Origin of the sequence: Faecalibacterium sp. Marseille-P9590, assembly GCF_017377665.1 — a bacterium.
GTDB lineage: Bacteria > Bacillota > Clostridia > Oscillospirales > Ruminococcaceae > Faecalibacterium.
Window position 1 is genome coordinate 139,758 of the sequence record NZ_JAFREF010000002.1, and the last position, 26,236, is coordinate 165,993.

The 26,236-nt window shown below is 60.5% G+C and carries 27 protein-coding genes and 1 tRNA gene; 20 read left to right on the forward strand and 8 right to left on the reverse strand.

Annotation, left to right across the window (positions count from 1 at the left end; translation table 11 throughout):
- Positions 1 to 2 precede the first annotated feature (2 nt).
- The 17 genes from J3349_RS03330 (at position 3) to glmS (ending at position 15,079) form a co-directional block, all read left to right on the forward strand.
- Entirely contained in the window at positions 3 to 2,357 is a 2,355-nt protein-coding gene (locus tag J3349_RS03330) for a bifunctional (p)ppGpp synthetase/guanosine-3',5'-bis(diphosphate) 3'-pyrophosphohydrolase (RefSeq protein WP_207676433.1), read from the forward strand.
- A gap of 1 nt (position 2,358) precedes the next feature.
- On the forward strand, positions 2,359 to 2,823 hold the full coding sequence (gene dtd, locus J3349_RS03335) for a D-aminoacyl-tRNA deacylase (RefSeq protein WP_149794134.1): 465 nt from the start codon (positions 2,359 to 2,361) through the stop codon (positions 2,821 to 2,823).
- Positions 2,824 to 2,826: 3 nt separating this feature from the next.
- Complete coding sequence (locus J3349_RS03340) at positions 2,827 to 3,432, forward strand: MBL fold metallo-hydrolase (RefSeq protein ID WP_158404986.1); 606 nt, start codon at positions 2,827 to 2,829, stop codon at positions 3,430 to 3,432.
- Positions 3,433 to 3,448: 16 nt separating this feature from the next.
- Positions 3,449 to 4,918 carry a coproporphyrinogen dehydrogenase HemZ gene (gene hemZ / locus J3349_RS03345; protein WP_207676434.1) on the forward strand — a complete coding sequence of 490 codons (1,470 nt, stop codon included), beginning with the start codon at positions 3,449 to 3,451 and terminating at the stop codon, positions 4,916 to 4,918.
- Positions 4,884 to 5,819, forward strand: coding sequence for a nucleoside kinase (locus J3349_RS03350; RefSeq protein ID WP_207676435.1), 936 nt, complete (start codon positions 4,884 to 4,886; stop codon positions 5,817 to 5,819). Before hemZ ends, J3349_RS03350 begins: the two co-directional genes overlap by 35 nt.
- A gap of 205 nt (positions 5,820 to 6,024) precedes the next feature.
- Positions 6,025 to 6,474: a zinc ribbon domain-containing protein gene (locus tag J3349_RS03355; RefSeq protein WP_158402274.1), complete on the forward strand. Its 450-nt coding sequence runs from the start codon at positions 6,025 to 6,027 to the stop codon at positions 6,472 to 6,474.
- 179 nt (positions 6,475 to 6,653) lie between these two features.
- Positions 6,654 to 7,343 carry a MazG family protein gene (locus J3349_RS03360; RefSeq protein ID WP_207676436.1) on the forward strand — a complete coding sequence of 230 codons (690 nt, stop codon included), beginning with the start codon at positions 6,654 to 6,656 and terminating at the stop codon, positions 7,341 to 7,343.
- Between the two features lie 68 nt (positions 7,344 to 7,411).
- Positions 7,412 to 7,681: an HU family DNA-binding protein gene (locus J3349_RS03365; RefSeq protein WP_158396571.1), complete on the forward strand. Its 270-nt coding sequence runs from the start codon at positions 7,412 to 7,414 to the stop codon at positions 7,679 to 7,681.
- A 207-nt stretch (positions 7,682 to 7,888) separates the two neighbouring features.
- Positions 7,889 to 8,176, forward strand: a complete 288-nt coding sequence (locus J3349_RS03370) for an RNA-binding S4 domain-containing protein (protein ID WP_015564273.1) — start codon at positions 7,889 to 7,891, stop codon at positions 8,174 to 8,176.
- A 58-nt stretch (positions 8,177 to 8,234) separates the two neighbouring features.
- Positions 8,235 to 8,519 carry a YabP/YqfC family sporulation protein gene (locus tag J3349_RS03375; RefSeq protein WP_015564274.1) on the forward strand — a complete coding sequence of 95 codons (285 nt, stop codon included), beginning with the start codon at positions 8,235 to 8,237 and terminating at the stop codon, positions 8,517 to 8,519.
- Positions 8,519 to 8,977 (forward strand): hypothetical protein, encoded by a 459-nt coding sequence (locus J3349_RS03380; protein WP_207676437.1) that lies wholly within the window; start codon positions 8,519 to 8,521, stop codon positions 8,975 to 8,977. Before J3349_RS03375 ends, J3349_RS03380 begins: the two co-directional genes overlap by 1 nt.
- A 49-nt stretch (positions 8,978 to 9,026) precedes the next feature.
- Positions 9,027 to 9,335, forward strand: a complete 309-nt coding sequence (locus J3349_RS03385) for a septum formation initiator family protein (protein ID WP_015564276.1) — start codon at positions 9,027 to 9,029, stop codon at positions 9,333 to 9,335.
- A gap of 63 nt (positions 9,336 to 9,398) precedes the next feature.
- Positions 9,399 to 9,935, forward strand: coding sequence for a S1 RNA-binding domain-containing protein (locus J3349_RS03390; protein WP_158388180.1), 537 nt, complete (start codon positions 9,399 to 9,401; stop codon positions 9,933 to 9,935).
- A gap of 98 nt (positions 9,936 to 10,033) precedes the next feature.
- Positions 10,034 to 11,251 carry a class I SAM-dependent RNA methyltransferase gene (locus J3349_RS03395; RefSeq protein ID WP_158402277.1) on the forward strand — a complete coding sequence of 406 codons (1,218 nt, stop codon included), beginning with the start codon at positions 10,034 to 10,036 and terminating at the stop codon, positions 11,249 to 11,251.
- Positions 11,252 to 11,419: 168 nt separating this feature from the next.
- On the forward strand, positions 11,420 to 12,298 hold the full coding sequence (locus tag J3349_RS03400; protein WP_242699489.1) for a DUF5685 family protein: 879 nt from the start codon (positions 11,420 to 11,422) through the stop codon (positions 12,296 to 12,298).
- Positions 12,295 to 12,852: a hypothetical protein gene (locus tag J3349_RS03405; protein WP_207676438.1), complete on the forward strand. Its 558-nt coding sequence runs from the start codon at positions 12,295 to 12,297 to the stop codon at positions 12,850 to 12,852. The genes J3349_RS03400 and J3349_RS03405 overlap by 4 nt, the downstream gene beginning before the upstream one ends.
- A 394-nt stretch (positions 12,853 to 13,246) precedes the next feature.
- Entirely contained in the window at positions 13,247 to 15,079 is a 1,833-nt protein-coding gene (gene glmS / locus J3349_RS03410) for a glutamine--fructose-6-phosphate transaminase (isomerizing) (RefSeq protein ID WP_207676439.1), read from the forward strand.
- A gap of 65 nt (positions 15,080 to 15,144) precedes the next feature.
- On the opposite strand, the gene J3349_RS03415 is transcribed toward glmS, so the two are convergent.
- The 7 genes from J3349_RS03415 to J3349_RS03445 form a co-directional block, all read right to left on the reverse strand.
- Positions 15,145 to 16,620: an Ig-like domain-containing protein gene (locus J3349_RS03415; protein ID WP_207676440.1), complete on the reverse strand. Its 1,476-nt coding sequence runs from the start codon at positions 16,618 to 16,620 to the stop codon at positions 15,145 to 15,147.
- Between the two features lie 34 nt (positions 16,621 to 16,654).
- A complete protein-coding gene (locus J3349_RS03420; protein WP_207676441.1) occupies positions 16,655 to 17,767 on the reverse strand; it encodes an HlyD family efflux transporter periplasmic adaptor subunit in 1,113 nt (370 codons plus the stop codon).
- 1 nt (position 17,768) lies between these two features.
- Positions 17,769 to 18,224 carry a hypothetical protein gene (locus J3349_RS03425; RefSeq protein WP_158396585.1) on the reverse strand — a complete coding sequence of 152 codons (456 nt, stop codon included), beginning with the start codon at positions 18,222 to 18,224 and terminating at the stop codon, positions 17,769 to 17,771.
- A gap of 372 nt (positions 18,225 to 18,596) precedes the next feature.
- Positions 18,597 to 19,013: a hypothetical protein gene (locus tag J3349_RS03430; protein WP_207676442.1), complete on the reverse strand. Its 417-nt coding sequence runs from the start codon at positions 19,011 to 19,013 to the stop codon at positions 18,597 to 18,599.
- A gap of 114 nt (positions 19,014 to 19,127) precedes the next feature.
- A complete protein-coding gene (locus tag J3349_RS03435; RefSeq protein ID WP_207676443.1) occupies positions 19,128 to 21,464 on the reverse strand; it encodes a peptidase domain-containing ABC transporter in 2,337 nt (778 codons plus the stop codon).
- Positions 21,465 to 21,899: 435 nt separating this feature from the next.
- A complete protein-coding gene (locus J3349_RS03440) occupies positions 21,900 to 22,301 on the reverse strand; it encodes a hypothetical protein (RefSeq protein ID WP_207676444.1) in 402 nt (133 codons plus the stop codon).
- 745 nt (positions 22,302 to 23,046) lie between these two features.
- A tRNA-Asn gene (locus J3349_RS03445) sits at positions 23,047 to 23,120 on the reverse strand.
- 150 nt (positions 23,121 to 23,270) lie between these two features.
- On the opposite strand from J3349_RS03445, the gene J3349_RS03450 reads away from it, so the two are divergent.
- The 3 genes from J3349_RS03450 (at position 23,271) to sigG (ending at position 25,926) form a co-directional block, all read left to right on the forward strand.
- Positions 23,271 to 24,104, forward strand: coding sequence for a sigma-E processing peptidase SpoIIGA (locus tag J3349_RS03450; protein WP_207676445.1), 834 nt, complete (start codon positions 23,271 to 23,273; stop codon positions 24,102 to 24,104).
- A gap of 24 nt (positions 24,105 to 24,128) precedes the next feature.
- On the forward strand, positions 24,129 to 24,830 hold the full coding sequence (locus J3349_RS03455) for a sigma-70 family RNA polymerase sigma factor (RefSeq protein WP_158396594.1): 702 nt from the start codon (positions 24,129 to 24,131) through the stop codon (positions 24,828 to 24,830).
- A gap of 328 nt (positions 24,831 to 25,158) precedes the next feature.
- The gene (gene sigG, locus J3349_RS03460) at positions 25,159 to 25,926 is read left to right on the forward strand and encodes an RNA polymerase sporulation sigma factor SigG (RefSeq protein WP_158396595.1); all 768 of its coding nucleotides are present in this window, start codon (positions 25,159 to 25,161) and stop codon (positions 25,924 to 25,926) included.
- Between the two features lie 34 nt (positions 25,927 to 25,960).
- Here the strand turns inward: sigG and J3349_RS03465 are convergent, their stop codons facing one another.
- Positions 25,961 to 26,212: a sporulation transcriptional regulator SpoIIID gene (locus tag J3349_RS03465; RefSeq protein WP_015565655.1), complete on the reverse strand. Its 252-nt coding sequence runs from the start codon at positions 26,210 to 26,212 to the stop codon at positions 25,961 to 25,963.
- Positions 26,213 to 26,236: the final 24 nt, after the last annotated feature.

Consider the following 26,236-nt stretch of genomic DNA (forward strand, 5'->3'; position numbering starts at 1 on the left):
AGATGCCTGAGGGAAAGAAACCTATCCTCCCCTCGCCCGCAGCACCGGCTGCGGCGAAAGAGGACAGCTACTCTGCAAAGACCCATCTCCACCAGCCCGTGCCGGTGACGGAGATGGCTACCGTGGCCGCAACGGCCCTGCCGGCCAACGCCCCTGAGGGGACCCTTCCCTCGGAGGTGCGGCCCGAGATCGTGACCTGGGAGAAGCTGGTGGAGGCCATCAAAGCCAGCGGCAAAGCCTACAATATGGCCATGATAGAAAAGGCTTACGACCTGGCCAACGACGCCCACAAGGGGGTCTGCCGCCGCAGCGGTGAGCCCTATATCTGCCACCCGCTGGCTGTGGCCCGCCTCGTGCTGGACCTCGGCATGGACAGCGAGAGCATCGCCGCCGCCCTGCTCCACGACGTGGTGGAGGACACCCCCACCACGCTGACCGACCTGACCGCCGCTTTCGGCGAAGAGGTGGCCGCGCTGGTGGACGGCGTCACCAAGCTGACCAAGATCCAATTTTCCAATATCGAAGAGCTGCAGGCCGAGAACCTGCGCAAGATGCTGCTGGCCATGAGCCGTGACGTCCGCGTCATGATCATCAAGCTCTGTGACCGCCTGCACAATATGCGCACCGGCGACGCATGGCCGGAGCAGAAGCGCCGCGACAAGGCCCGGGAGACCATGGAGGTCTACGCTCCCATCGCCAACCGTCTGGGCATCCTGAACGTCAAGGAGGAGCTGGAAGACCGCAGCCTCCACTACCTCGACCCCGTGGGCTACGAGGAGATCAACAAGATGCTCAGCGAGCGCGCGGGCGACGAGTTTCTGGCCAGCGTGTCGGGCGTCATCAAGAGCCGCCTCGAGGAGAGCGGCATTGAGGGCGCGACCATCAAGCGGAGAGTCAAGAGCATCTACGGCATCTACCGCAAGACCATCATGCAGAACAAGTCCTTCGATGAAATTTACGACATCTACGCGGTGCGCATCATCCTGGACACCCTGGCTGAGTGCTACAGCACCCTGGGCCTCATCCACGATATGTACCACCCGCTGCCCAACCGCTTCAAGGACTATATCTCCACCCCCAAGCCCAACGGCTACCAGAGCCTCCACACCACCGTTATCGGCCACGAGGGTATCCCCTTTGAAGTGCAGATACGCACCCGCACCATGGACGAGCAGGCCGAGTACGGCGTTGCCGCCCACTGGAAGTATAAAGAGGGCCTCGAGGGCCACGATAAACTGGATGAGCGGCTGGCATGGGTCAGCCAGCTGCTGGAAAACCAGCGCGTCAGCGAGGATTCTGGCAACCTGCTCCACGATTTGAAGAGCGACCTGCTGCCGGAGGAGGTCTTTGCCTTCACCCCGAAGGGCGACGTCATCAACCTGCCTGCGGGCGCAAACTGCATCGACTTTGCCTACGCCATCCACTCTGCCGTCGGCAACCGGATGGTGGGCTGCAAGGTCAACAACCGCATCGTCCCCATCGACCATGTCGTGGCGACGGGCGAGATCATTGAAGTCATCCTCGGCCCGGCGGACAAAGGCCCCAGCCGCGACTGGCTCAAGATCGTACGCACCAGCGAGGCCAAGAGCAAGATACGCAACTGGTTCAAGAAGATGCGCCGCGAAGAGAACATCCAGCAGGGCCGCGACGCGCTGGCCAAAGAGCTGCGCCGGGAGATGATCTTCATCCCCGACGACCAGCTGGACGAGTTCGTGGGCAGTTGCAGCCGTCGTCTGCGCCAGAACAACGCGGAGGAAATTTACGCTGCCATCGGCTACGGCGGCATGACCATCGCCAACTGCCTGCCCAAGCTCAAAGAGGAGTGGCAGAAGCTCAAGGCCGCTGAGGCTGCTGAGAACAAGTCGGTGGAGGATCTGCCGAAGGTCGATTTGAGCCGCGTCCACGCCACTGACGGCGTAGTGGTGGAGGGCTTCGATAACACCCCCATCAAGTTTGCAAAGTGCTGCTCGCCCCTGCCCGGCGACCCCATCGTGGGCTTCATCACCCGGGGCTTCGGCGTCTCCATCCACAAGCAGAGCTGCGCCAACGCGATGTCCAGCATGAAAGACCCCTCCAACGCCCCCCGCTGGGTCAAGGCTTACTGGGCCGACAGCGTCAAGGACAGCTACAAGGCCGGTCTGGAGATCATCGCTCTCAACCGCAACGAGCTGCTGTCCGATGTGCTGGCCGCGCTGGCTGACATCCGCGTCCCCATCTACGCCATGAACGCCCGTCAGGTGGAGAACAACTGTGCCGTCATCAGCCTGACCATCGGCATCAACAATACAGAGCACCTCAACCGGGTCGTGGCCCGTCTGTCCAAAGTCAAGGATGTGCTCAAGGTAACAAGGAGCTAATATGCGTGCAGTCATTCAGGCCGTATCCTCGGCCAGCGTCCGGGTCAACGGCGGCGAGCCGCGCCCCATCGGCCCCGGCCTCGTTATCCTGCTGGGCGTCAAGGACACCGATACTCTCGACATTGTGCCGAAACTGGCTGAAAAATGCGCGGGCCTGCGCATTTTCAAGGACGAAAACGACAAGCTGAACCTCAGCGCAAAGGACCTCGGGTACTCTGCACTGGTGGTGAGTCAGTTCACCCTCTACGGCGACACGAAGAAGGGCTTCCGTCCCAGCTTCATCAAGGCGGCAAGACCGCCGCTGGCTGTGGACGCCTACGAGCTGTTCCTCGCTGAGATGAACAAGCAGGGCCTCAAGGATGTCCAGCACGGCGAGTTCGGCGCGGATATGCAGGTGTCGCTGGTCAACGAAGGCCCCTGCACCATCGTCATCGACACCGACGAGTGGCATAAAGGAGAAAAATAAACCATGAAGGCATTTCATCTGGTCGGCCCTGCGCCGTTTTACACCAACAGCTTCCTACTCATCTCGGACGCAGGCAATGCGGTGGTCATCGACCCCGCCGCCGAGGTGCAGGAGTACGATAAGATCTTAAAGGAGCACGGCGGCAAGCTGAGCCTTATCCTCTGCACCCACGGCCACTACGACCATGTGGGCAGTGCGGGGGTCCTGAGCCGCGAGTGGGGCGCAAAGCTCTACTGTGAGCCCGCCGACTGTCGGGGGACCCAGCTGCTGCCCCTCAAGGGTTCGGACAGCGGCTACGAAGAGGGCGAGGTCATCCCCCTCGACGAGCTGAGCTTCACTGTCTGGCACACCCCCGGTCACACTGAGGGCAGCGTGGTGCTGCTGTGCGAAAACTATCTCTTCGTGGGCGACACCGTCTTTCAGGGCAGCATCGGCCGCACCGACCTCGAGGGCGGCGACAGCCGGAAGATGGACGAGAGCCTGCGCAAGTTCGCGGCCCTGCCTGTCCCGGCCGAGGCGCAGGTGCTGCCCGGCCACGGCGATTTCTCCACCTTCGGGCAGGAGGCCGCCACCAACTTCTATATCAAAAATGCGCTGAGAAACGCATAAAAAGGCGGGATTTCACATGAATATCTATATCACGGGCCTCGGCTCGGGCTACGAGGTGGAGCACCTCGTCCGCCTGTTCTACCCAATGGCCCCGCTCACCCTCACCCCGCCCGAGGACGGCGCAGACTGCGTCTGGGCCGAGAAGCGGCCTGACAAGCTCTGGGCCATGGTGCGGCAGGGCGGCAAGAGCCAGACCGCCGAAGCACCTCTGCCCATTCCCGTGGAAGAGGGCGGCGAGACGCCGGAATTTGCGCTGGCCAGCCTGACCTATGACCTGCTGCGCAGCTGGACGGGTATCCGCCCGCCCTGGGGCAAGATGACCGGCGTCCGCCCGGTGCGCCTTGTCCACGACAAGCGGGCCGCAGGCTGGACGGAAGAGGAAATCGACGATTTCTTCCTCAAGCGCTTCGACTGCTCGCCCGAAAAATACGGCATGGCCAAGGCCATCGCGGACTTGCAGGAGCCTATCCTGAAAGTAGGCAGTGCGCTCAAGACCTACAGCCTCTATATCGGCATCCCGTTCTGCCCCTCCCGGTGCAGCTATTGCAGCTTCGTCAGCTGCAACCTCGACCGTGACCGCAAGCTGGTGCAGCCCTATGTGGACTGCCTGTGCAGAGAGGTCGAGGCCATCCGGGACGAGGCTGACAAGGCCGGGCTGATGCTCTGCAGCATCTACATCGGCGGCGGCACCCCCACCAGCCTCTCGGCAGCGCAGCTGCGCCAGCTCATGGGGACGGTGCGGGACTGCTTCGACCTTTCCGCCATCGTGGAATACACGGTGGAAGCCGGACGCCCCGACTGCACCGACGCCGAAAAGCTGGCCGTCATCAAGGAATACGGCGCGACCCGCATCTCCATCAATCCGCAGACCTTCTCGGATGAAGTATTGGAGAACATTGGCCGCAAGCACTCGGCTCAGGACATCCTCGACTGCTATGCCGAGGCCCGGGCCGCAGGCCACGACGACATCAACATGGACCTCATCGCTGGCCTGCCCGGCGACACGGTGGAAGGGTTCGAGAAGAGCCTGCGTCAGGCCATCGCCCTCGACCCTGAGAACATCACAGTCCACACCCTGACCCTCAAGCGGGCCTCCCGCATCGTCATCGAGGACCAGAAGGAGAACGACTACGCCGATGTGGCCGCTATGCTGGAAAAGTGCCATCTGCTGGCCGAGGCGGGCTATCGGCCCTACTACCTCTATCGTCAGAAAAATACCCTCCAAAACCTGGAAAACGTGGGCTGGTGCAAGCCGGGCCACGAGGGGTATTATAATATCTATATCATGGAAGAAGTCCAGACCATCCTCTCGGCCGGCGCAGGCGGCAGCACCAAGCTGGTGGCCGACGGCGGCAAGCGGATGCAGCGCATCTTCAATTTCAAGTATCCGACAGAATACATCCAGCGTTTCGACGAAGTGCTGGAACGGAAAAAAGGAGTGGCTGTTTTTTATGATCACGATTTGGGTACCGAAACGTCTGGTTGAGATAGACCTGTACAACGTCGCCGCCCAGAGCCCGGCGGCGCTGGCGGAGATGAGCGAGAAGAGCTACCGCCAGCGGGTGGCCTATGCTGCCCAGAAGATCAGGGACTCCCGCGCCAAGATCGTCATGCTCACCGGCCCGTCGGCCAGCGGCAAGACGACTTCAGCTCATAAGGTGGCCGAGGCTCTGGAAGCCTCCGGCACCCCGGCCCATGTCATCAGCCTGGATAACTTCTTCAAGGGCGCTCAGTATTACCCCCGCCTGCCCGACGGTACGCTGGACTACGAGAACCCCGACACGCTGGATATGCCCCTCATCCGCCAGTGCCTCAGCGATTTGAGTACCACCGGCAAGACTGTGCTGCCCATCTACGACTTCACCACCGAGTCCCGCTCTTCCGAGACGGAGACGCTGGACCTCAAGGGCGGCGTCTGCATCGTGGAGGGCATCCACGCTCTGAACCCTGAGCTGACGGGCCTTGTGAAAGGCGACGACGTCTACCGCATCTACGCCGGCCTGCGGGAGGAATACTGCATTGATGGCCGCCGTGTCATCAACACCCAGGACATCCGCCTCTGCCGCCGCACCCTGCGGGATGCCGCAGCCCGGGGCCGCAGCCCCGCCAAGACCCTCGCCATGTGGGACAGAGTCCTCGACGGCGAGACCCGGTATATTAAGGGCTTCAAGACTACGGCAGACTTTTTGCTGGACACTTCCTTCACCTACGAGCTGGGCCTCATCGCAAAGCTCCTGCGCCCGGTGAGCCAGCGCTTCACGCTGGAAGGCAACAACGCGGAGCTCTGGGACGAGACGGCCCGCCGCTTCGAGCATGTGGCCCCGGTGGAGCTGGAGCTTCTGCCCGCCGACAGTATGCTGCGCGAGTTCTACGCAGGTGAAGTGTAAAAAACGTCAGAACGCGGAAAGTGTGCAAATTGCGAAAAAACTGTTTCCAAATCCACACGATTCTGTAAAACTTGGGTGGGATTCGTTGCATTCCCCTCGGGAGTGCGCTATAATGAAAATAATCTCCGGCGGCACAGGGACAGCCTGAGCAGAAAACGCAGAGGAGTGCTGCCCACCCCGGGCATAGACAAGTGAGGTGTCTTTTATGGACTTCAATAAGATTAAGGAAATGGGCCTCGAGTATGCCGAGAAAGGCAAGAATGCCGCGCTGGATCTGGCCGAAAAGGGCCGCACCCAGGCAAAGATCGTGAACGCGCAGAGCAAGCTGTACAAGGCGCAGCGCCAGCTGGGCGCTCTGGTGTATAGTCTGGCCAAGGGCAACGAGGAGAACCAGCCCCTTGTGGACAAATACATCGAGATGATCGCCAACATCGAGCAGGAGCTCTCTGACCTGAAAGCCTCTCTCGAGCCGGATACCGTCATTGAGACGACTTTCGAGGATACGGAAGAGGCCGCCGCCGACGTGACGGCTGACGCAGCCGCAGAGCCCGCCGAGGAAAAGCCCGAGGACAACGAGGCCAAGACCTGCCCCCAGTGCGGCGCGCCCGTCTCGGACGACGCGCTGTTCTGCAACAAGTGCGGCGCACAGCTGTAAGCTAAAAAGCTCACGCAGGGCGGTGTCCCCCGGGGGATGCCGCCTTTTGTTGTGAATGAAATGAAAATTTTGCCGCAAAAAGCCGGAAAATGCGCTTGTACCCTTGCATTTCGGCAGATTCTGCGGTACAATTTGAATCTGTTCGCAGATGTTTTCGGAATGCGGAAAGGAGACGCCCCATGCAGGACTGGACGCCGAGGGAACACTATACGGCGGAAGACCTCGTGGAGATCATCCGCATCCTGAGAGACGGGGAGAACGGCTGTCCGTGGGACAAAGTCCAGACCCACGCTTCCATCCGGAAAAACTTTCTGGAAGAAACGTGCGAGGCGCTGGAAGCCATCGACGCTGACGACCCTGTCATGATGCAGGAAGAGCTGGGCGACGTCCTGATGCAGGTGGTGTTCCACACCGTCATCGAGGAGGAGCGGGGCCGTTTCGACATGGAAAAGGTCTGCCGCGAGGTGTGCGAGAAGCTGGTCTTCCGCCACCCGAACATCTTTGCTTCCTCTGCGGCGGAAAATGCTGGTATAAACAGCTGGGATGCGCTCAAAAATAAGGAAAAGGGCCGCACGACTCTGGCCGATGAGCTGGACACCGTCCCGGCAACCCTGCCCGCCCTGATGCGCGCCCAGAAGCTCCAGAAGCGGGCCGCGCGGTTCGGCTGCGGGCCGGAGGATGCCGCCGGTGCGGCCAGGACTCTGGACAGCGCCAAGGCCGCGTGGGACGCACAGCAGACGGCAGAGAACGCCGGTGGGCTGCTGCTGGCCGCCGCCGATGCCATGCGTCTGGCCGGTGTGGACGCCGAAGAGGCACTGACCTTTGCGGCAAAGCGCTTTACCCAGAGGCTGGAAGCGGACGAAACGTAAACGGGTACCAGACGGTCAGACCGTCTGCTCGAATAGAAAATGTTGAGAATATTGTGGAGGCTTTTATTATGACCAAGACCGATCTGATCGCACAGGTTGCGGCAAACACTGAGATGAGCAAGAAGAGCGCCGAGATGGCTGTCAATGCTGCATTCGAGGCACTGGGCAAGGCTATGGCCGAGGGTGAGAAGATCTCCATCTCCGGCTTCGGCACCTTCGAGGTGCGTGAGCGCGCTGAGCGTCAGGGCATCAACCCCCGCACCCGCGAGGCCATCACCATTGCTGCTTCCAAGAGCATCGTGTTCAAGCCGGGCAAGGCTCTGAAGGACACCCTGTAAGAGAAAACCCATCGCCGCCGGAACCTTTAGGCCCGGCGGCTTTTTTAATAGAGGAACAACCTCTCCGTCACGCCTACGGCGTGCCACCTCCCCTAATAGGGGAGGCTTTGGCATATCGTAAAGCTTTGCCTCTTCGCCAGAGGCTCCCCTACTAGGGGAGCTGTCGAGCGACAGCGAGACTGAGAGGTTGATACAAGGAGTTTAGAAATGCGTTTAGACAAATATCTGAAAGTTTCGCGGCTCATCAAGCGCCGCACGGTAGCAAATGAGGTGGCCGACGCGGGCCGCATCCTCATCAACGGCAAGACCGCCAAGGCCAGCCAGGCCGTCAAGGCCGGCGACATCATCGAGGTCACCTTCGGCAACCGGCCCATCAAGGTGAAGGTCCTCTCCGACGTGGAACCCCGCACCAAGGACGTGGCCCGCGAGATGTACGAGATCATCGAGCAGGACAACGTGCTGGCAGCCGCCCACGATGCCCCGAAAGCCGAGTAAATCCGGTATGACCCCGCCCCGCCCTGCATAAGATGGCAGAAAAGGGGAGGGGAATGTCATGAAACAACAGGACGCAAAGCCGGAGCAGGCTCTGCCTCATGACCTCATCCTGGAGGGGCGGAACAAGCTGACCGTCACCGGTGTGCGGCGGGTCATCCGCTGCGACGCCGAGGGGGCGGCGATGCTCACCTCGAAAGGGACGCTGGAACTCACCGGGGCCGAGCTGAGCGTCACCAGCCTCGACCTCGACAAAGGCGAAGTCAAGCTTACAGGCCGGGTGGACACGCTGGAATACACCGCAGAGCATACGCCGGGCGGCTTTCTGCGCCGTCTCGTCCGGTGATGGGCCCGGCGCTTTCGCCCGGGGCGGTGGGACAGGAGATGGCGGCCTGCGCGGTGCTGGGTGGTGTGCTGGGCGCGGTGCGGGCCGTTCTGCCCACCCGGGGCAGGGCTGCGTTCCTGCCGGATATGCTTTTTGTGGGAGCCGTGCTGATGGCTTTGCAGAGCTATGCCGTCTCCCAGAGTCAGGCCGGGCAGCTGCGGGGCTATATGGCGCTGGCAGCGTTCTGCGCCGCCGTGGCGGTGCAGGCAGCGCTGCGGCCTCTGTTCGCCGCTGCCGAAGCCTTTGCGGGGAAACTGCTGCTGGGGCCGGTGCAGCTCGCCGCCCGGTGCATCGCCCCGTGGAAAGCTGCCCGCGCCGCCGCCAAAGTACGGCGGAACGAAAAAAGACTTGCAAAAAAACAGAAAAAGAGCTTGCCAACACCACGGCGTATGTTGTATAATTCAAACGTATCAAAGTGAGAGTACAGGCGCATCGGGCCTGCTGTCCGAAAACGGGAGGCACTGTGTTATGGCAAATCCGAGCCGGAAAAAGCGGAAGAGAAAGGCGTCCGTCGTGGGCGCTGTGCTGAAACTGCTCTTCCTTCTGCTTTTGCTGAGTATGCTGGCGGCGTACATCGCAAATCAGGTGGCGCTCAGCTCCAAAAAAGCGGAGCTGGACACCCTGCAGGAGCAGATCGACCAGCAGAAGACCCAGAACGAGGAGATGCAGCGCATCCTCAGCGGCGACTCGGACGACGTGACCGAGTGGGTCGCGCGGGACTCTTACAATTATGCGGCGGCCAACGAGCGCATCTTTGTGGATGTGACGGGCAACTGATGCCGCGCCCCGAGCGGCTTGCGGCCGGCGGAAAACACATTAGTCAACAAGGAGTATTGAGTTTTGGCGATTGAGGTAGGGAATATTTTTGAAGGCCGTGTCACCGGCGTAAAACCGTTTGGCGCATTCGTTGCGCTGCCGGAGGGCCGCGTGGGCATGGTCCACATTTCTGAGGTGTCCAACGAGTATGTGCAGGACATTGCAGCCGTGCTGCATGACGGCGACACCGTGAAGGTGCAGGTCATCAATGTGGCACCGGACGGCAAGATCGCGCTGTCCATCAAGCGGCTGCTGCCGCCGGCACCCCGCGCTCCGCGTGAAGGCCGCGGCCCCCGCCCCAACAACAACGGCCCGCGGGAAGGCGGCTTCCGCCGCAACGGTCAGGGCGGCCGTCCCCAGGGCGGACGCGGCCCGGCACGGGACGCAGCGCCCCGCGTCTGGCAGCCCAAGGCCCCGGCCAAGAGCGACAACCTGAGCTTTGAGGACATGATGAGCCGGTTCAAGAGCCAGAGCGAAGAGAAGATGGCCGACCTCGACCACGAGACCAACAACCGCCGGGGCGGCGGCTACGCACCCCGGGGACGCCGCGGCAGCCGCTGAGCCGTCCGCACAAGACGAAGAAGCTTTGGGCCTGCCCCCAGCGGGGCGGGCCTGTTTTTTGGTGCGGCACGCCGCACCCGACAGGAAAGGAAACCAGAATGCCTGCAAAATTTGAACTCATCGCCCCCTGCTTTTTCGGGTGCGAGTCCACGGCCAACTTTGAGCTGCGCCGCATCGGCGCCGAGGACATCCGGGTCAGCGATGGCCGTCTGACCTTCAAGGGCGGCGCGGATATGATAGCTGCCGCCAACCTCAACCTCCGCACCGTGGAGCGCGTGATGCTGCTCCTGAACACCTACACAGCCACCACCTTCGACGAGCTGTTCGACGGCGTCTACTCCATCCACTGGGAAGAGCTGCTGCCCGCCGACGCGGCCTTCCCGGTCACCGGCTCTTCGCTGAACAGCCAGCTGTCCAGCGTGCCGGCCTGCCAGAGCATCATCAAGAAGGCCGTGGTCAAGCGCCTGATGCAGGGCCACCGCACTACCAGCCTGCCCGAGACCGGCGCGGAGTATAAGATCCGCTTCATGCTCCGCAAGAACGTCTGCGAGATCATGCTGGACACCACCGGCGACGGCCTGCACAAGCGCGGCTACCGCCGCAACTCCATGGAGGCCCCCATCCGTGAGACACTGGCCGCTACCATCGCCGATCTGGGCCGCGTCCGCCGCGACAGCCTCGTGGAAGACCCCTTCTGCGGCAGCGGCACCCTCCTCATCGAGGCCGCTCAGAAGGCCATGAACATTGCCCCCGGCCTCAAGCGCCGCTTTGCCGCCGAGCGCTACAGCTTCGTGCCTGCCGCCATCTGGGCCGAGCAGCGCCAGAAGGCTCTGGCCGACTCCAAGCTGGATGTGGGCTTTGAGGCCTTCGGCTACGACATCGACCCTGCCGCCGTGGCTCTGGCCAACGCCAACGCCAAGCTGGCCGGCGTGGAGAAGCGCTGCCACTTCGAGGTGGCCGACGTGGCCGATTTCGCCGCCAAAAGCGAGGCCATCGTCCTGACCAACCCCCCATACGGCGAGCGCATGAGCACCATCGAGGGTGCCGCCAAGCTGGCCCGTACCCTCGGCCAGCAGATGGAGGCCCACCCCTGCGCCGGTGTCTACGCCATCACTGCCGATATGGATTTTGAACACCACTACGGCAAGCGGGCCAACAAGCGCCGCAAGATGTACAACGGCATGATCCCCTGCCAGCTGTATATGTACTACAACGCCCCCAAGTTCGAGAACCGCCCCGCAAAGCCCATGCCCAAGAGCGGCTTTGACGGCAAGCGCACCCAGCCCGGCCACACGGGTCGTTTCGAAAAGAAATAAGATGAACTAGAAGGCCACACTGAAATCGATTCCAGTGCGGCCTTTTCTATAAGAATTTACAAAAGAACGGTTGAACGCTGACGAAAAATAGATTATACTAGTCTACAGCTGTGGGGAAGCGGTCTTCCCCTGCAAGAAAGGCTGCGCCCGGCGCGGCCCGCGAAAGGAATGAACAGAATGAAGGGACGTATGCGGCCCTATCTGCCGGAGCTGACCATCCGGGATTACAACACCTATCAGTGGTATCAGCGCGGCGTCCGCCGCCAGCTCTACACCACCTATGGGCTGTATTCCTGCTATGGTCTGCGCTACAACGGCGTCCTGTTCGCGGTACTGGCCGACAGTCTGGCGGGCCGTCCGGCCACCTGTAAGCGGATGCGGGAGCCGGGCACGCTGGTCTGGCGGCAGATGATGTGCCAGACCCAGGGCATCCGGCTGGCCGCACAGGTGGAAGTCCTGCTGAGCTGGCACCGCATCCAGGATGCCCAGTGGGCCGATCTGCCCTTCTATAAAAAAGTACGGCGGGTGGTGGACACCGTCCTGCTGCGGCAAGCCTACCGGAAGGCCGCCGCCGAGAACCCGGCACTGGAGCGCATCTTCGTACAGGAGCGGGACCAGGCCAACGTCCAGATGACCCTGAACGCCAAGAACTATCTGCTGGCCGCAGAGCCGAAGGGCAACCTCTACGGCGCGCTCTACTCGGTGCTGGCCACCGACGACCCCAATCAGCGCAAAAGTATGCACTACATTGGCAGCTGCATCGGCCGGGCCGCTTATCTGCTGGACAAAGCGGAGAGCTTTTCCCGGGACAAAGATAAGGGCCGCTACAACGTCTTCCTCGTCAACGGCATCAACGACAGGAACGCCGCCCGGGAAAACGCCCGGCGGCAGGCCCTCGCTGCGGTCAACGACCTCGTCCGCGCCTACGGGATGCTGGACGTCAAGCTCAACCGCACCCTGCTGGACAACATCATGATCTTGGGCCTCCGCCACGCCATCGAGCCGCTGGACGTTGAGAGCCAGCCGGTACAATGGGAGCTGCCATGAAGGGACGCAAAAGTAAAAGCTGGGCCATGGCCTACTGCGGCATGGCCGCAGCGCTCAGCGTGGTCCTGATGCTGCTGGGGGCTGTGTTTCCCATTGCGATGTTCATCGCTCCGGCGGTGGCCAGCTTCCTCATCGCCACAGTCTGCGTGGAGTGCGGGAAGACCATGGCTCTGACGGCCTATGGCGCGGTGAGCCTGTTGAGTCTGCTCTTCGTGCCGGACAAGGAAGTGGCCCTCACCTTTGTGTTCCTGCTGGGGTACTATCCGTTGGCAAAGCCTTATTTCGAGCGGATACGCCCGGCCCTGCTGCGGGCCGTCTGCAAGCTGCTGCTCTGCAACGGCGGGATCCTGGCGATGTACGGGCTGGTGCTGTTGCTGGTCCCGGCGGGCAGCATCGCCGAAGAGCTGCGCACTACGGCGATGGCCGTCTCGCTGGTGACGCTGGCCATGGGCAATGTAGCCTTCCTGCTCTATGACCGGGCGCTCCACAATATGCTGATGCTCTATAAAGTGGTCTGGCAGCCGAGGCTCCACAAAATGTTGGGCGTCCATTGACGGATGTGGGACTTTGTGATACAATACCGCTGACCTTTTCCGTCGGCTTCTGACAGCTCCGAAAGGAGCTGTTTTTGTTTTCAGGAAGGCGGCGGAAAGAGCAGAAAGAGGGGATAGACGACTTCAGTTGACGAAAAAGCGCCGGGCCACGCGGGTGACAGCCGTGAGGGTGACGAGGAGAGGGATCATCGAAAGTTTCGGCGGGTGTTCCTCCGGTTGAAACGGGAGCGATAGCTTCCAGGGCTTATACCAGCCGCAGAGAAGGGCAAAAAACGGCAGCAATACCGCAACAGAATCCTTTCAAAGAAAGCCATACAAGAACATAGACTGATTGTAAGAGGCTGACAGCCGCCGTGTGCGTTCGCGCCGTGCTGTCGGCATGGAGGTGTTTTGTATGTGTGGCATCGTAGGTTATTCGGGTAAGCGCAGCGCCCAGGAAGTGCTGCTGAACGGTCTGGAAAAGCTGGAATACCGCGGCTATGACTCCGCCGGCGTCGCGCTGGCGCTGGAAGGCGGCATCCACGTCGTCAAGAGCAAGGGCCGGCTGGAAGTGCTCCGCCGCAAGCTGGAGGCAGAAAACCTGCCCGAGAGCTTCTGCGGCATCGGACACACCCGCTGGGCCACCCACGGCGAGCCCAGCGACGTCAACAGCCATCCCCACTCCACCCCCCGCGTGAGCATCGTCCACAACGGCATCATCGAGAACTACGGCCCTTTGAAGGCCGACCTGATGGCCAAGGGCGTCACCTTTGAGAGCGAGACGGACACCGAAGTGCTGGTCAAGCTCATCGACTACTTCTGCTGCGCCCAGCCCAAGCAGAGCCCTCTGGCAGCCCTGCGGGAGGCGCTGGCGATGGTGCGGGGCAGCTATGCGCTGGGCGTGCTGTTCCGGGAAGAGCCGGACACCATCTACGCCGTCAAGAAGGAGAGCCCCCTCATCGTGGGCTGGGGCGAGGGCGAGAACTTCGTGGCCTCCGATATTCCGGCCCTGCTCAAGTACACCCGCCGCTACAGCGTCCTCGAGGAGGGCGACATGGCGGTGGTCAAGGCCGACGGCATCCGGTTCTACGACGCCTTCGGCAAGCCGGTGGAGCGGGAAGTGCTGACCGCCGACTGGGATGAAGAAGCCGCTGAGAAGGGCGGTTACCCCCACTTCATGCTGAAAGAGATCCATGAGCAGCCTGCCGCTATCACGGCCACCGTCAGCCCCCGCGTGGAGAACGGTATGCCCGACCTCCGCATCCCGGAACTGAGCGATGAGAAGCTGCGCAGCATCAAGAACATCCACCTCGTGGCCTGCGGCACGGCCATGCACGCCGGTATGGTGGGCAAGACTGCCATCGAGCGGCTGGCCCGGGTCCCTGCCGAGGTGGACATCGCCAGCGAGTTCCGCTATCGTGACCCCATCCTCGACCCCGACGACCTCGTCATCATCATCAGCCAGTCGGGCGAGACCAGTGACACGCTGGCCGCCCTCCGCCTCGCCAAGAGCAGGGGTGTGCCGGTGCTGGCTGTCGTCAATGTGGTAGGCAGCTCCATCGCCCGCGCAGCGGACTACGTCCTCTACACCTACGCCGGCCCGGAGATCGCCGTGGCGTCCACCAAAGCCTATATGGTGCAGCTCTGCACCCTCTACCTCTTCGCGTTCCGTCTGGCCTACGCCAGAGGCCGTCTGAGCGAGGCAGAAACCCGCCGCCTGACCGCCGAGCTGCTCCGCGCCGGTGAGGTCATCCAGCCTCGTCTGGCCGACTGTGAGCAGATAAAGTACCTCGCCAGCCGCTTCGTCAACACCCAGAGCTGCTTCTTCATCGGGCGCGGCTTCGACTACGCCCTCTCGCTGGAAGGCAGCCTGAAGCTCAAGGAGATCAGCTACGTCCACTCGGACGCCTACGCTGCCGGTGAGCTCAAGCACGGTACCATCAGCCTCATCACCGACGGTGTGCCGGTCATCGCGCTGGCCACCCAGAAGCAGGTGTACGAAAAGACCATCTCCAACGCCAAGGAGACCAAGAGCCGCGGTGCGCGGGTCATCCTCTTCACGACGAAGGACGTTGTCGTCCCGGAGGGCGTGGCGGACTATGTGGTACGTCTGGACGACTATGACGAGCTGCTGATGCCCCTGCAGCTCATCGTGCCGCTGCAGCTGTTCGCCTACTATATGGCCGTCCTGCGCGGCTGTGACGTCGATAAGCCCCGCAATCTGGCAAAGAGCGTGACGGTGGAGTAAATAGAACAAAGAAGGAAAGCCTCCCTGGCTGGGGAGGCTTTCCTTTTTATCTGAGATTCAGAGAGTTACCAGAACCAATAGCGTTTCTTGATGACGATGTAGGCGATGATGATGCCCACGATGACCACAAGGCCCGCGATGAAGAAGGTCATGTCCACATGGACGAAGCGGAGATTCTGGGTGGTCAGCAGGTATTCGCCCGCCGTGTCCGCCTCGAGGACATGGTCCTTGTAGCTGTTGAGGAACTGCCACTTGCCCTTGACGGCATTGTGCAGGTAGACGCGGGTGTAGGCGGCGTTGTCGCCGGTCATCTCGACCTGAACGACGCCCGGCAGAGCCTCGCCGCCGTTGAGGGTGAAGGTGACGCCATACTCAGAGGGGGCGAAGCTCAGGGCTGTGCTCACCTGCGCGGAGGTGCTCTTCACATCGCGGCCCGCGATGCGGATGGTGTAGTTATCGGCCTCGACCACGAGGGTCTTGCCGTTCAGACGGAGGGCATTCAGCATCTCGCCGGTGATGGTGGGAACATCGCGCTGTGCGAAGGTCACTTCGTCAGTGCCGTCGGCCTCGATGGCCTCCACGACGGGGTCGGTGATGACCTCACCGTTGCTGTCGTCGGTGCTGCCGCCGCCGTTGCCGGAGCTGGAAGCATTCCGGTTGACGATGACCGTCACCGAAGCGGACGCTGTGCCGTTGGAGACGACGATGGAGGTCGCGCCCGTACCCACGGCAGTGATGACGCCCTTGGCGCTCACAGTGGCCACCTTGGTGTCATTGGACTTGAAGGTGAGGGACTGGGAGGCGGAAGACGGAGTCACTTTGCCGGTGATGGTGCGGCTGGCGCCCGGTTTGAGGACGACATAGCTCGTGTTCAGATCGATGGACTGACGGTCTACGCCGCTGTTGACGACTTTGACAGTGGCCGAAGCGCTCACATCGCCGCAGGTGGCGGTGATGGTGGCGGTGCCGGGGGCGACACCGGTGACTTTGCCGAAGTTATTGACGGTAGCCACAGCGGGATCCGAGGAGCTGAGGCTCACGCTGGCATAATTCGATGCGCTGGAAGGCAGCACGCCCAGCGACAGGGAAGTGGTCTCGCCGACAGCGATGGTGCTGGAGGCCAGCGTGATGTCCATCTCCTTGACGATCATGGATTCATCCAGCTCGGTGGTGATGGTGTAGACGCAGCTCACGCCGTCTGCGCTGGCGATGACCTGCGCCGTGCCGATGCCCACCGCCTGTGCCACGCCCTCAGACGTCACGTTCACGATGGTGCTGTCGTTGGACATAAAAGTTACCGTGGCATTGCGTGCGGCCTTTGCGGGCAGAATGACCGGCGAGAGCTGCTGCTGCGTCCCTACCGTCATGGTGGAGGCGTAGCTGCCGGTCTCGACGCTCTCCACAGCCGCAGCGGACCAGGGCAGAGAGAGGGCAGCGGCCGCGTTCAGGGGACCGGCTGCAGAGGCCGGAAGCGCAGCGCCGGCGGCCAGCAGGCCCAGCAGAGCGGTGCTCACGGCCAGCATTTTCAGGTTCAGTTTCATTCTTTCGTACCTCTTTGGGCGTTGATGTGAGCGCTTAGCGGAACAGAACGCCCAGAGCTTCCATCGCGTATTCGAAATAGGTCAGCTTGTCGTACTCCACGCGGGCGGTGACGCTCATACCGTTGGACAGATCGACCTTGTCGCCGCTGTTGCTGATGACGTAGGTGCTGTCCGGGGTGATGGTCATTTTGTAGTAGGAGCCGGAGGAGCTGGCGGTCACATCGCTGTCGATGGAGGTCACGGTGCCGGTCAGGGTGCCGTAGGAATACTCCGACAGGCCGGTGATGGCGATCTTGCAGGGGTCGCCCACATGGAGCAGCGGCCTGTCGCTGAGGGTGACGTAAGCCACCACCTCGAGGTCGCTGTTCTCGCTGGCGACGGTGGCCAGCGGGGTGCCGGCGCTGAGCACCATGCCCACCTTATAGGGTGTGTCCATGTGGATGACGCCGGAGGTGGGGGCATAGATGTAGTAGTCGTTGGCGCCGGTGCTCAGGGCGTCCATCTGGCTCTGCAGATTGTCGATGTTGCTCTGCACACTGGTCAGGCTGGCAGAGATCGACTGCAGGGTAGAGTAATACAGGGCCTCCACCTCGCTCTGGTTCTGCTCCATCAGGGCCTTGATCTGCTCGTCGGAGTAGCCTGCGGCCTGATAGGGCGAGGCGTCGAAGGCCTTCTGGGCAACCTGGCTCTTGTAGGTCTCGTACTGGTAGTAGTAGGGCTGGTCGTCAATGTCCGTCTCGCTGAAGTAGTTCTTGTCGTCCTGAATGGACTTGACCAGCTTTTCGTACTGGCTCTTCTGCTTTTTGTAGATGTCCAGCTGGCTCTGGATGCTGTCCTGCTGCATGTCGAGGTCGGTGCTCTTGATGTGAGCGATGAGGTCGCCCTCATTGACGTAAGTACCCTCGGCGATGTTCAGCTCGGTGATGGAGCCGGAGTAGCTGGACATGATGTAAGTCTTGTTGGCGGCCTGCACCGAGCCGCTGGACTGACTGACGTAGGTGCGGTAGTTTTTGGTGCTCCACACCACGAGGAAGAGGATGAGGGCAGCCGTCAGGAGAATGAGCGCGTAGCCAAAAGGCGGCAGCTTTTTCTCCATCATGATGCGGCGGTCCTGCAGCTCGTTGATGTCGCGGATGGTCGTCGTCATATTACTTTGTCTCCATAAAGGTATCCACAACGCCCTCGTCATCATCCTGATTGACAAAGATGGTGTAGACAGTGCCGGTCAGCTCGAGCTCGTGCTCAAAAGCCATGATGTTTAGCTTCTGGGAGGCGAGGCCGCTCTGGCTCATGGGTCCGACGTAGTGGGCGTACAGGCAATTGCGAACGCGGAGCACAGCGTCCATGGAGTAGCCGGCCTCCATGCGGGGGATGAGCTGGGTGGCCTGCTGCATCATATAGATTTCGGGCTGAGGGTTGGGGCCGGCGGGCAGTTTGATGCACTGCACGAGGGGGCCGAGGGGCTGTGCGCCGTTGCTCTTGATAAAGTTGTGCATCTGGGTCAGCACGATCTGCATATTGTTGAACTCTTCGGGCTGGATGCGGCGGCTGACCACATTGGTCAGCTTGAGGGTCTTGTTTTCTGCGGTCTGGATCTCTCTCATGATTTTATACCACCTGTTCTTGGTTTCATTGCTTGTAATAGGCAATAACAAAACGTGAAGTTAGAGGCTGAAGCCTGACCTTCTCGCAAAGTCTCTCCCAAAGGGAGAGACTTTACAGGGCAGGGGGGAGACCTCTGCGCATCGGCTGACTTCATATTTTGTTATCACCTATTACTCATCCCATGATGAATATAGGCATCAATTTATTATAACGGTTTGGCGGTGCGGAATAAAGAGCCAAACTGTAAATTTTATAAAAAAATAAGGTATGCCCGGAGGCAGGTGCCTCCGGGCATACCATTACGAGGCATTATCATCCGGCGGCCCGAGAGCCGCCGGACGAAACACACTTCAGATTCTAGGGGTTACTGATTAGACAGCGGTGCCGTCAATCTTCATGACCTTGTCGTTGAAGAGGACCTTGGCATCGGTGGTGCCCAGGGTGTAAGCGACAGAAACCATGCCCAGAGTACGCATGACCTTGTTGCCGAAGGTCATGTCGTCGCCATTGACATCATGGTAGATGTTGGTCTTCAGAGCGCCGTCAGCGCCGAAGATCTTCTTGGTATCATCGCTGCCCCAATCGCCGTTGAACATAACACCCAGGGTGCTCTTGACGGTATCAGCGAAGAAGGAGTTGCTGATCAGGGTGATCAGGTTGGTGTTGAACTTCTTGACGTTAGCAGCGTTCCAGACAGGAGCGGTGGTGTCAGCCAGGATGGAGAACAGGTCAGCGCCGCCGTAGACGACCTCAGAGTTAACAGCAGTAAAGTTTGCAGGCATCATCATAATGAATTACTCCCTTCAAATGATTGAAAAACAAATTTAGTCGGCCCAGATCCCAGATGCGCATCCGGAAAGAAAGCCATTTATGTAACTGCGTGCGCACGCAGCTGCAACGAATTAGTAGGTGATGGACTCGCCATCGTCCTCGTCCTCCACCACCTTGGCGGCCAAGACGGGGGCGGGCTTCTCCCCGCGTTTCTTATCGCGGAAGATGCCCTGCTGCAGGCTCCAGAGCTCGTAATATTTGCCCTGCTTTTCCAGCAGCTCTTCGTGGGTGCCGCGCTCTACGATCTCGCCGTGGTCCATGACCAGGATGAGGTCACAATCACGGATGGTGGAGAGGCGGTGGGCGACGATCAGCATCGAGCGGTCTGCAAGCTGGTTGTAGATCATATCAAAGATGGTATTCTCTGTGCCAAAGTCCAGACTGCTGGTGGATTCGTCCAGGATATAGAGGTTCGCATCCTTCAGGAAGGCGCGGGCCAGTGCAAGGCGCTGCTTCTCACCGCCCGAGAGGCCGTTGCCGGCTTCTTCCAGATAGGTGTTGTACTGCAGCGGCAGCTTGCGGATGAACTCGTGGGCATCTGCCTTCTTGGCAGCGGCCTTGACCTCATCGAGGCTGGCTTCCGGTCGGGAAATGCGGATGTTATCGTAGATGGTCTTGCTGAACAGCTCGACGTTCTGGGGGACATAGGCGATGGCACGGCGGACGGAGGCATTGCTGTACTCGTCCAGATCGACGCCGCCTACGCTGATGGTACCGCTCTCCGGCTCATAATACTTGAGCAGGAGTTTGGTGATGGTGGATTTGCCGCTGCCGCTGCTGCCCACGAGGGCCACCTTCTTGCCGTATGGAATGGTGAAGGAGACGTGGCTCAGGGCCGGGGAACGGCTGCCGTAGCGGAAGGAGACATCCTTGAACTCAATGTCACCGTCGATTTTTTCCATCTCGGTGTATTCGCGGGTCTCGTCCTGCTCGGACTCGTAATCCATGATCTCGGTCAGACGCTTGATGGAGATCTGGGCCTGCTGGATGGACATCTGCAGGCTGACCAGCTCGCTGACCGGAGAGGTAAAGTAAGAGGAAAGGGTGCTGAAGGCCATATAGCCGCCCAGCGTCATCTCACCATTCAGCACCTGCATAATGCCCACATAAGAGGTGACCATGCCGAGGATGGTGGTGATGAGGGTGGAGATCAGGGACTGCACCGTACTGATCTTACTGGAGCGCAGGCTGATCTTCAGGCTCTTGATGTATTCCCGCTCCAGAGCTTCCAGCTCACGGTCCTCTTCGGCGTTGCACTTGACGGTCTCGATGCCGCGGAGGCTCTCGATCATCTGGCTGTTGAGGATAGCAGACTGCTGCATGGTCTCTTCGTTGATCCGCTTGAAGGGCTGCTTGAAGATGAACACCAGCAGGATGCTCAGCAGGGTGGTGAAAATCGAAATGGAGAAGAGGGTGGCATTCATCCGGAAGAGGATGACACCGGTGGCGCAGGCCATCACAATATCCATCACGACGCTCAGCGCGATGCTGGTGAACACCGATTTGATGGTGCTGGCGTCGGAATAGCGGGTGGTGATCTCGCCGGTCTTGCGGGTGGCGAAGAACTTCATGGGCAGTTTGAAAACATGCCCGAAGTAGCCCAGCATCAGGGGAATATCGACCTTGATGGACAGATAGATGAGCACCCACTGCCGCACCATGCTGATGAGTGCGCTGGTGACATTGACGATGCTGAACACCAGAATGACAGCCACCAGCAGGCTCTTCAGCCCGTAGGGAAGAATCTCATCCATCAGGATCTTGTTGTACATCGAGGATGCGATCCCGATGATGGTCATGATGACCGAGCTGAGGATGGCGTAGAAGAAAAGCTTTTTCTGGGGCCACAGCAGGTCGAGGAAACGCTTGACCATGCTGCCCTGCTTCTGCTTGCCCGTCTTGAACTCCGAGGTCGGGGTCATCAGGAGCAGAACGCCGGTAAAGTTCTTGTAGAACTCATCGAGGGAGATCTTTTTCAGCTCTTTTGCCGGGTCGCCGATGATGACGTAGTCGCGGCATTTGAACTTCTTTCCTTCGTCAGCGCACTTCTTGCGCTCCTCTTCCTGCCGGAGCATGTGCCGACGCCGCTCGCCGTCATCTTTGATGGTGGTCTTTTTGAAGACCGTCACAAAGTGGGCCAGACCCTCGTCGGTGATGACCTGTGCAATACAGGGAGTGGTGAATTCGCTGAGGAAGTTTTCCCGGTCTACCCGGACGGCGGCGGTGCTGAATCCCAGCTCCTGCGCCGCCTTTTCCATACCGGTCAGGTTTGTGCCTTTTAAGTCGGTACCCATCATGTCCCGCAGACGGGTGATGGTGATCTCCTTTTTGTAATGGAGGCACACCATTGCGAGACAGGCGGCAGCGCAGTCTGTGGTGTCGTGCTGCCGGACATAGGTATAACGCATAGATGCTTCCTTTGTGGTTTCTATTTCAAAACGCCCGCCTTGCGGCTGAGGACGATTTGGCGAAGAAGAAAGGGCTTCCATTTCGGACGCTTCATCTGCTTCTCCAATAAAGCAGCATACAGCTCTCTGCCTCGCCCCGCCCTGCGGCCAGACGGAGCAGAGAGCAGCTGCTATCAAAAGAAGGGAGCGCCTACCCTTTGATCATTTTGACCGGCCCGGAGAGGGGATTTTGACGTACCGTCTCCTAAACCTTGGGCATAGTATAACACATTCTGTCGGGTTCTTCAAGAGGACAATTTTTAATAAACCCTTAAATTTTGAAAAAAATGTGAAAAAAGTCTCAGTTTGGTAACAAGAAGGCAGCAAAAAAGAGCGGCGAATCTTTCGATTCGCCGCTCTTTCAACAAGTCTTTGGTAAAACCTCAGACAACAAAGTTAGGAAATATTGCCGTTGATGTCAGTGACCTTCTTGACAGTCAGGACAGCAGCGTCCTTCATGCCCAGAGTGTAGACAACAGAAGCCAGACCCAGAGTGGTCATGATCTTGTTGCCGAAGTTCTGAGAATCAGCGTTGATATCGTGGCCAACATGGTACAGAGCAGTGAGGCTGCCGTTGTCGCCGAAGATGCGGTTGTCCTCGCCCCAGTTGCCGCTGAACATAACACCCAGAGTAGCCTTCAGCAGATCGCTGGTGAAGCTGTTGCTGACCAGAGTGATAATGTTGCTGGAGAACTGCTTGACGTTGGCAGCAGTCCATGCGTTGGGCAGGTAGTCAGCCACAGCGCCGCCGTAGACGACCTCTGCGTTCACAGCAGAGAAGTTTGCAGGCATCATCATAATGAATTACTCCCTTCAAATGAATAAAACGAATATAATCGGTCCCCTCCCGGTTGCGCAACCGGGAAAACCTATGCAACCGAGTGCGCACTCGGCAACATCACGAGTTAAGTAAGCTGCCATTTTGGCATCTTTACACTATTTTACCATACTTTCCCCATTGCCACAAGGCTAAATGGCCGGAAAACAGCCAAAACGGGCAGAAAAGTAGAAAAAATGCGTGTAAATCACTCTGCCGCCGCCCCCCAGAGCCAAAAAACGCTGGGGGAAAAACGCCAGAATCTCCAAAAATACCATTACAGCTTGGATGTAGTGTAACACAAATACGCCATTTCTTCAAGAGGACATTTTTTAATTTACCTTTAATTTTTGAAAATAATGTGAAAAAGGCTACAGTTTGGTTACATCAAGGGGGCAAAACCTCTCCGTCAATGCTTCGCATTGCCACCGCCCGGGTTGCGGCACCCAGCGGCTGCTTCGCTGTCGCTTGCATCCTGCTGGCCGCGGCCCCAACAGCTCCTTCCTGTTTCCGCCGCTGGCGGTGGTCGTCGCCGTTGCTCCTAACGAGGGGAGGCCTTGGCAGCCGGGTGAAGCTTGCAGGATACGCCAGAGGCTCCCCTACTAGGGGAGCTGGCGGGCGCAAGCCCGACTGAGAGGTTGTATGGAAGGAAAACCTGACCAACGAGCACGAATCCGACGGTTTAGGCAAACAAAAACGGCGAAGAAAACTCTTCGCCGTAAAAAGCGCCTCTTGCCTGACTCGAACAGGCGACACCCTGATTAACAGTCAGGTGCTCTAACCGACTGAGCTAAAGAGGCAGATATTCAATTTCCAGCGGACTTGCCGCGAGATGTATTATACCGCATCTCGGGGAAGTTTGCAAGGGGTTTTTGCAAAAAAAGCGCCTGAGAGGGTTCGACCCTTTTCCTCCCGCCCCTCTGCTACCCTAGAAAGAGGGGGTGGGGCTTGTGCGGACGGTCATCTATCTCGATGTGCTTCTTCTGGTGAATTTCGTGGTGGGGGCGGCGTTCCTGCTGGCGGCGGGGCTGCTGTGCGGGGCGTGCTGTTCGCCGCTGCGGCTGGTGGGCGGCGCGGGAGCGGCGGCAGTGTCGTCGCTGGTCCTGCTGGCCCCCACCGCCCCCTGGCCGCTGGCCCTTACTTATAAAGGTACGTCCGCCGCCCTCTGCGTAGCCGCTGCCTACGGCTGGCAGGGGGCGCGGAACACCGCCCGGCTCACGGCGTGGTTCGTCCTGCTCAATCTGACCCTCACGGGGGCGCTTTTCCTGCCCGGCGCGGCCTGCAACAACCTCAGCTTCTATCTGCCGGTGTCGCCGGGGCTGCTGCTGGCGTCCACGGCGGGGGTCTGCGGCGTGGTAGAGGGAGTGCTGCACGTTCTGGGCCGCAGCGGCCCAGCCTGCTTTGGGGCGGAGCTGTCGGTGGCCGGGCAGGTCGTCCCGCTGAGCGTCTTCTGCGACACCGGCTTCCATGTGCAGGAGCCGCTTTCGGGCCGGGCGGTGGTGCTGGTGCGGCTGGATGCCGTGCCTCTGCCCGCCGGGGTGAGGGCGTATCTGGACGCCTGCCTCGCGGGCGTCGGCACAGAGCCTCGCCCGGAGTGGGGCGTGCGGTTCGTACCCTGTCAGACCGTCGCGGGACACTGTCTGCTGCCCGCCCTGCCTGCCGCGCTTGGGTCAAACGGTAGAAAACAGGACGGAATATACGCAGCGTTTTGCGATATGCCGCCTCCGCCGGGTGGATGGACGGCTCTCGTCAGCGCGGAAACGGCGGCGCTGCTGGGTAAATGACAATACAATGGGAGGAATATGCCTGTGTTTCAACGATTTGTAAATCTTTTGCAGCGCCTCTGGGCCAGACTGAGCTGGACGGGCGGCGTACATTATCTGAACGGCGGGCCGGGTCTGCCGCCGCCCCTGACCCCGGAAGAGGAAAAAGCCCTTCTGGCCCGGATGGCCGACGGAGACCCCGCTGCCCGGGATGAGCTCATCACCCATAACCTGCGGCTGGTGGTGTACCTTGCGAAGAAATACGAGGGCAGCGGCGTCCCCTCGGAGGACATGGTGTCCATCGGCACCATCGGGCTCATCAAGGCTGTGAACACCTTCACGCCCGAGCGGAGCATCAAGCTGGCGACTTACGCCAGCCGCTGCATCGGCAACGAGATCCTGATGTATCTGCGCAAAAGCTCCAACCGGCGGCAGGAGGCCAGCATCGACGAGCCGCTGAACATCGACGGCGACGGCAACGAGCTGCTGCTGTCGGACGTGCTGAGCAGCGAGGAGAATCAGGTGGGTCAGCGTCTCGAGCAGGACGCCGAGCGGGCCAGCCTCCGCCGGTCGGTGGAGCAGCTCTCGCCCCGGGAGCGGCAGATCATGGAGCTGCGCTTCGGCCTGCTGGACGGCGTGGAGCGGACCCAGAAGGAGGTGGCAGACGCCATCGGCATCAGCCAGAGCTATATTTCGAGGCTGGAGAAAAGGATCATACGGCAATTAAGAGAACAATTAGGGGAGTGAAGAAGATTAAACCTCTCAGTCTGCTTCGCAGACAGCTCCCCTATCGAGGGGAGCCTCTGGCGAAGAGATTAAGTTTTCCGGTATGCCAAAGCCTCCCCTCGTTAGGAGCAACAACGACGACCGCCGCCAGTGGCGGAAACAGGGAGTCGCTGTTGGGGCCGCGGCCAGCAAGACGCAAGCAAAGCGCTGCGGCTGCTGGGTACCGCAACCCGGGCAGTGGCACGCCGAAGGCGTGACGGAGAGGTTATCCCCTGAATTTGGAATGAATGTTATCCTGCCCCTGCGGCCATACTTCCGGTGAAACTGAAACGAAACCGGAGGGTAGGGGATGTACAACAAGGTTGAGCTGTGCGGCGTGAACACCGCCGAACTGCCGATACTGTCCGAGCAGGAGAAGCGCGACCTGCTCACCCGGGCGCGGGCCGGGGACAAAGAGGCCCGCCAGAGCATGATAGAGGGCAATCTGCGGCTGGTGCTCAGCGTGGTGCAGCGCTTTTCGCAGCGGGGCGAGAACATGGACGACCTGTTTCAGGTGGGGTGCATCGGGCTCATTAAGGCCATCGACAACTTCGACCCGGCCCAGCAGGTGCGGTTCTCCACCTACGGCGTGCCGATGATCATCGGCGAGATACGGCGGTTCCTGCGGGACAACAACGCCCTGCGGGTGAGCCGCAGCCTCCGGGACACGGCCTACCGGGCCATGCAGTCCCGCGAGGAGCTGGAAAAGCAGCTGGGCCGTGAACCCACCGTGGACGAGATCGCCCAGAAGACCGGTCTGTCCCGCCGCGAGGTGTCGGCGGCGCTGGAATCGGTGGTGGAGCCGCTGAGTCTTGAGGAACCGGTCTACGCCGACGGCGGCGATGCGGTGTACGTCATCGACCAGGTGCGCGACCCCGACGGCGAGGACAGCTGGATCAGCGGTCTGCAGTTCCGCCAGACCGTGGCGGGCCTCACCCCGCGCGAAAAGCGCATCATGGAACTGCGCTACCTCAAAGGCAAGACCCAGATGGAGGTGGCCCGGGAGATCGGCATCAGCCAGGCACAGGTGAGCCGGCTGGAAAAGGCGGCGCTGGAGCAGTTCCACCAGATGACATGACAAAGCGGCGGTGTCTGGACACCGCCGCTTTCCGTTAACGAGGCTTGTGGTATTTTTCCCGGGTGGCCGCGCCGCCCCGCAGATGGCGCTCGGCCTTGTTCCGGGCCAGCACCATCTGCACCTGCCGGAACAGCTCCGGGCCTACCGTCCGCAGCCGCACCGACACGTCTTTGTGTACGGTGGACTTGCTGCAGCCGAAGGCCCGCGCCGCCGCCCGCACGGTGGCCCCATGCTCCACGATGTACTCTCCCAGCAGCAGCGCCCGCTGTTCCGGATCACCTTTCATGACTGCTCCCTCCCGCCAAAGTGT

What these genes read in the sequence shown, in the direction of transcription:
- J3349_RS03395 (WP_158402277.1), top strand. Translation starts at nt 10,034, where the DNA reads ATGCCTGCAAAATTTGAACTCATCGCCCCCTGCTTTTTCGGGTGCGAG.
- J3349_RS03385 (WP_015564276.1), top strand. Translation starts at nt 9,027, where the DNA reads ATGGCAAATCCGAGCCGGAAAAAGCGGAAGAGAAAGGCGTCCGTCGTG.
- J3349_RS03330 (WP_207676433.1), top strand. Translation starts at nt 3, where the DNA reads ATGCCTGAGGGAAAGAAACCTATCCTCCCCTCGCCCGCAGCACCGGCT.
- J3349_RS03465 (WP_015565655.1), bottom strand. Translation starts at nt 26,212, where the DNA reads ATGAAAGGTGATCCGGAACAGCGGGCGCTGCTGCTGGGAGAGTACATC.
- J3349_RS03355 (WP_158402274.1), top strand. Translation starts at nt 6,025, where the DNA reads ATGGACTTCAATAAGATTAAGGAAATGGGCCTCGAGTATGCCGAGAAA.
- J3349_RS03370 (WP_015564273.1), top strand. Translation starts at nt 7,889, where the DNA reads ATGCGTTTAGACAAATATCTGAAAGTTTCGCGGCTCATCAAGCGCCGC.
- J3349_RS03365 (WP_158396571.1), top strand. Translation starts at nt 7,412, where the DNA reads ATGACCAAGACCGATCTGATCGCACAGGTTGCGGCAAACACTGAGATG.
- J3349_RS03375 (WP_015564274.1), top strand. Translation starts at nt 8,235, where the DNA reads ATGAAACAACAGGACGCAAAGCCGGAGCAGGCTCTGCCTCATGACCTC.
- glmS (WP_207676439.1), top strand. Translation starts at nt 13,247, where the DNA reads ATGTGTGGCATCGTAGGTTATTCGGGTAAGCGCAGCGCCCAGGAAGTG.
- sigG (WP_158396595.1), top strand. Translation starts at nt 25,159, where the DNA reads ATGTACAACAAGGTTGAGCTGTGCGGCGTGAACACCGCCGAACTGCCG.
- J3349_RS03440 (WP_207676444.1), bottom strand. Translation starts at nt 22,301, where the DNA reads ATGATGATGCCTGCAAACTTCTCTGCTGTGAACGCAGAGGTCGTCTAC.
- J3349_RS03415 (WP_207676440.1), bottom strand. Translation starts at nt 16,620, where the DNA reads ATGAAACTGAACCTGAAAATGCTGGCCGTGAGCACCGCTCTGCTGGGC.
- J3349_RS03380 (WP_207676437.1), top strand. Translation starts at nt 8,519, where the DNA reads ATGGGCCCGGCGCTTTCGCCCGGGGCGGTGGGACAGGAGATGGCGGCC.
- J3349_RS03425 (WP_158396585.1), bottom strand. Translation starts at nt 18,224, where the DNA reads ATGAGAGAGATCCAGACCGCAGAAAACAAGACCCTCAAGCTGACCAAT.
- J3349_RS03405 (WP_207676438.1), top strand. Translation starts at nt 12,295, where the DNA reads ATGAAGGGACGCAAAAGTAAAAGCTGGGCCATGGCCTACTGCGGCATG.
- J3349_RS03430 (WP_207676442.1), bottom strand. Translation starts at nt 19,013, where the DNA reads ATGATGATGCCTGCAAACTTTACTGCTGTTAACTCTGAGGTCGTCTAC.
- J3349_RS03400 (WP_242699489.1), top strand. Translation starts at nt 11,420, where the DNA reads ATGAACAGAATGAAGGGACGTATGCGGCCCTATCTGCCGGAGCTGACC.
- J3349_RS03360 (WP_207676436.1), top strand. Translation starts at nt 6,654, where the DNA reads ATGCAGGACTGGACGCCGAGGGAACACTATACGGCGGAAGACCTCGTG.
- J3349_RS03340 (WP_158404986.1), top strand. Translation starts at nt 2,827, where the DNA reads ATGAAGGCATTTCATCTGGTCGGCCCTGCGCCGTTTTACACCAACAGC.
- J3349_RS03420 (WP_207676441.1), bottom strand. Translation starts at nt 17,767, where the DNA reads ATGACGACGACCATCCGCGACATCAACGAGCTGCAGGACCGCCGCATC.
- J3349_RS03350 (WP_207676435.1), top strand. Translation starts at nt 4,884, where the DNA reads ATGATCACGATTTGGGTACCGAAACGTCTGGTTGAGATAGACCTGTAC.
- hemZ (WP_207676434.1), top strand. Translation starts at nt 3,449, where the DNA reads ATGAATATCTATATCACGGGCCTCGGCTCGGGCTACGAGGTGGAGCAC.
- dtd (WP_149794134.1), top strand. Translation starts at nt 2,359, where the DNA reads ATGCGTGCAGTCATTCAGGCCGTATCCTCGGCCAGCGTCCGGGTCAAC.
- J3349_RS03435 (WP_207676443.1), bottom strand. Translation starts at nt 21,464, where the DNA reads ATGCGTTATACCTATGTCCGGCAGCACGACACCACAGACTGCGCTGCC.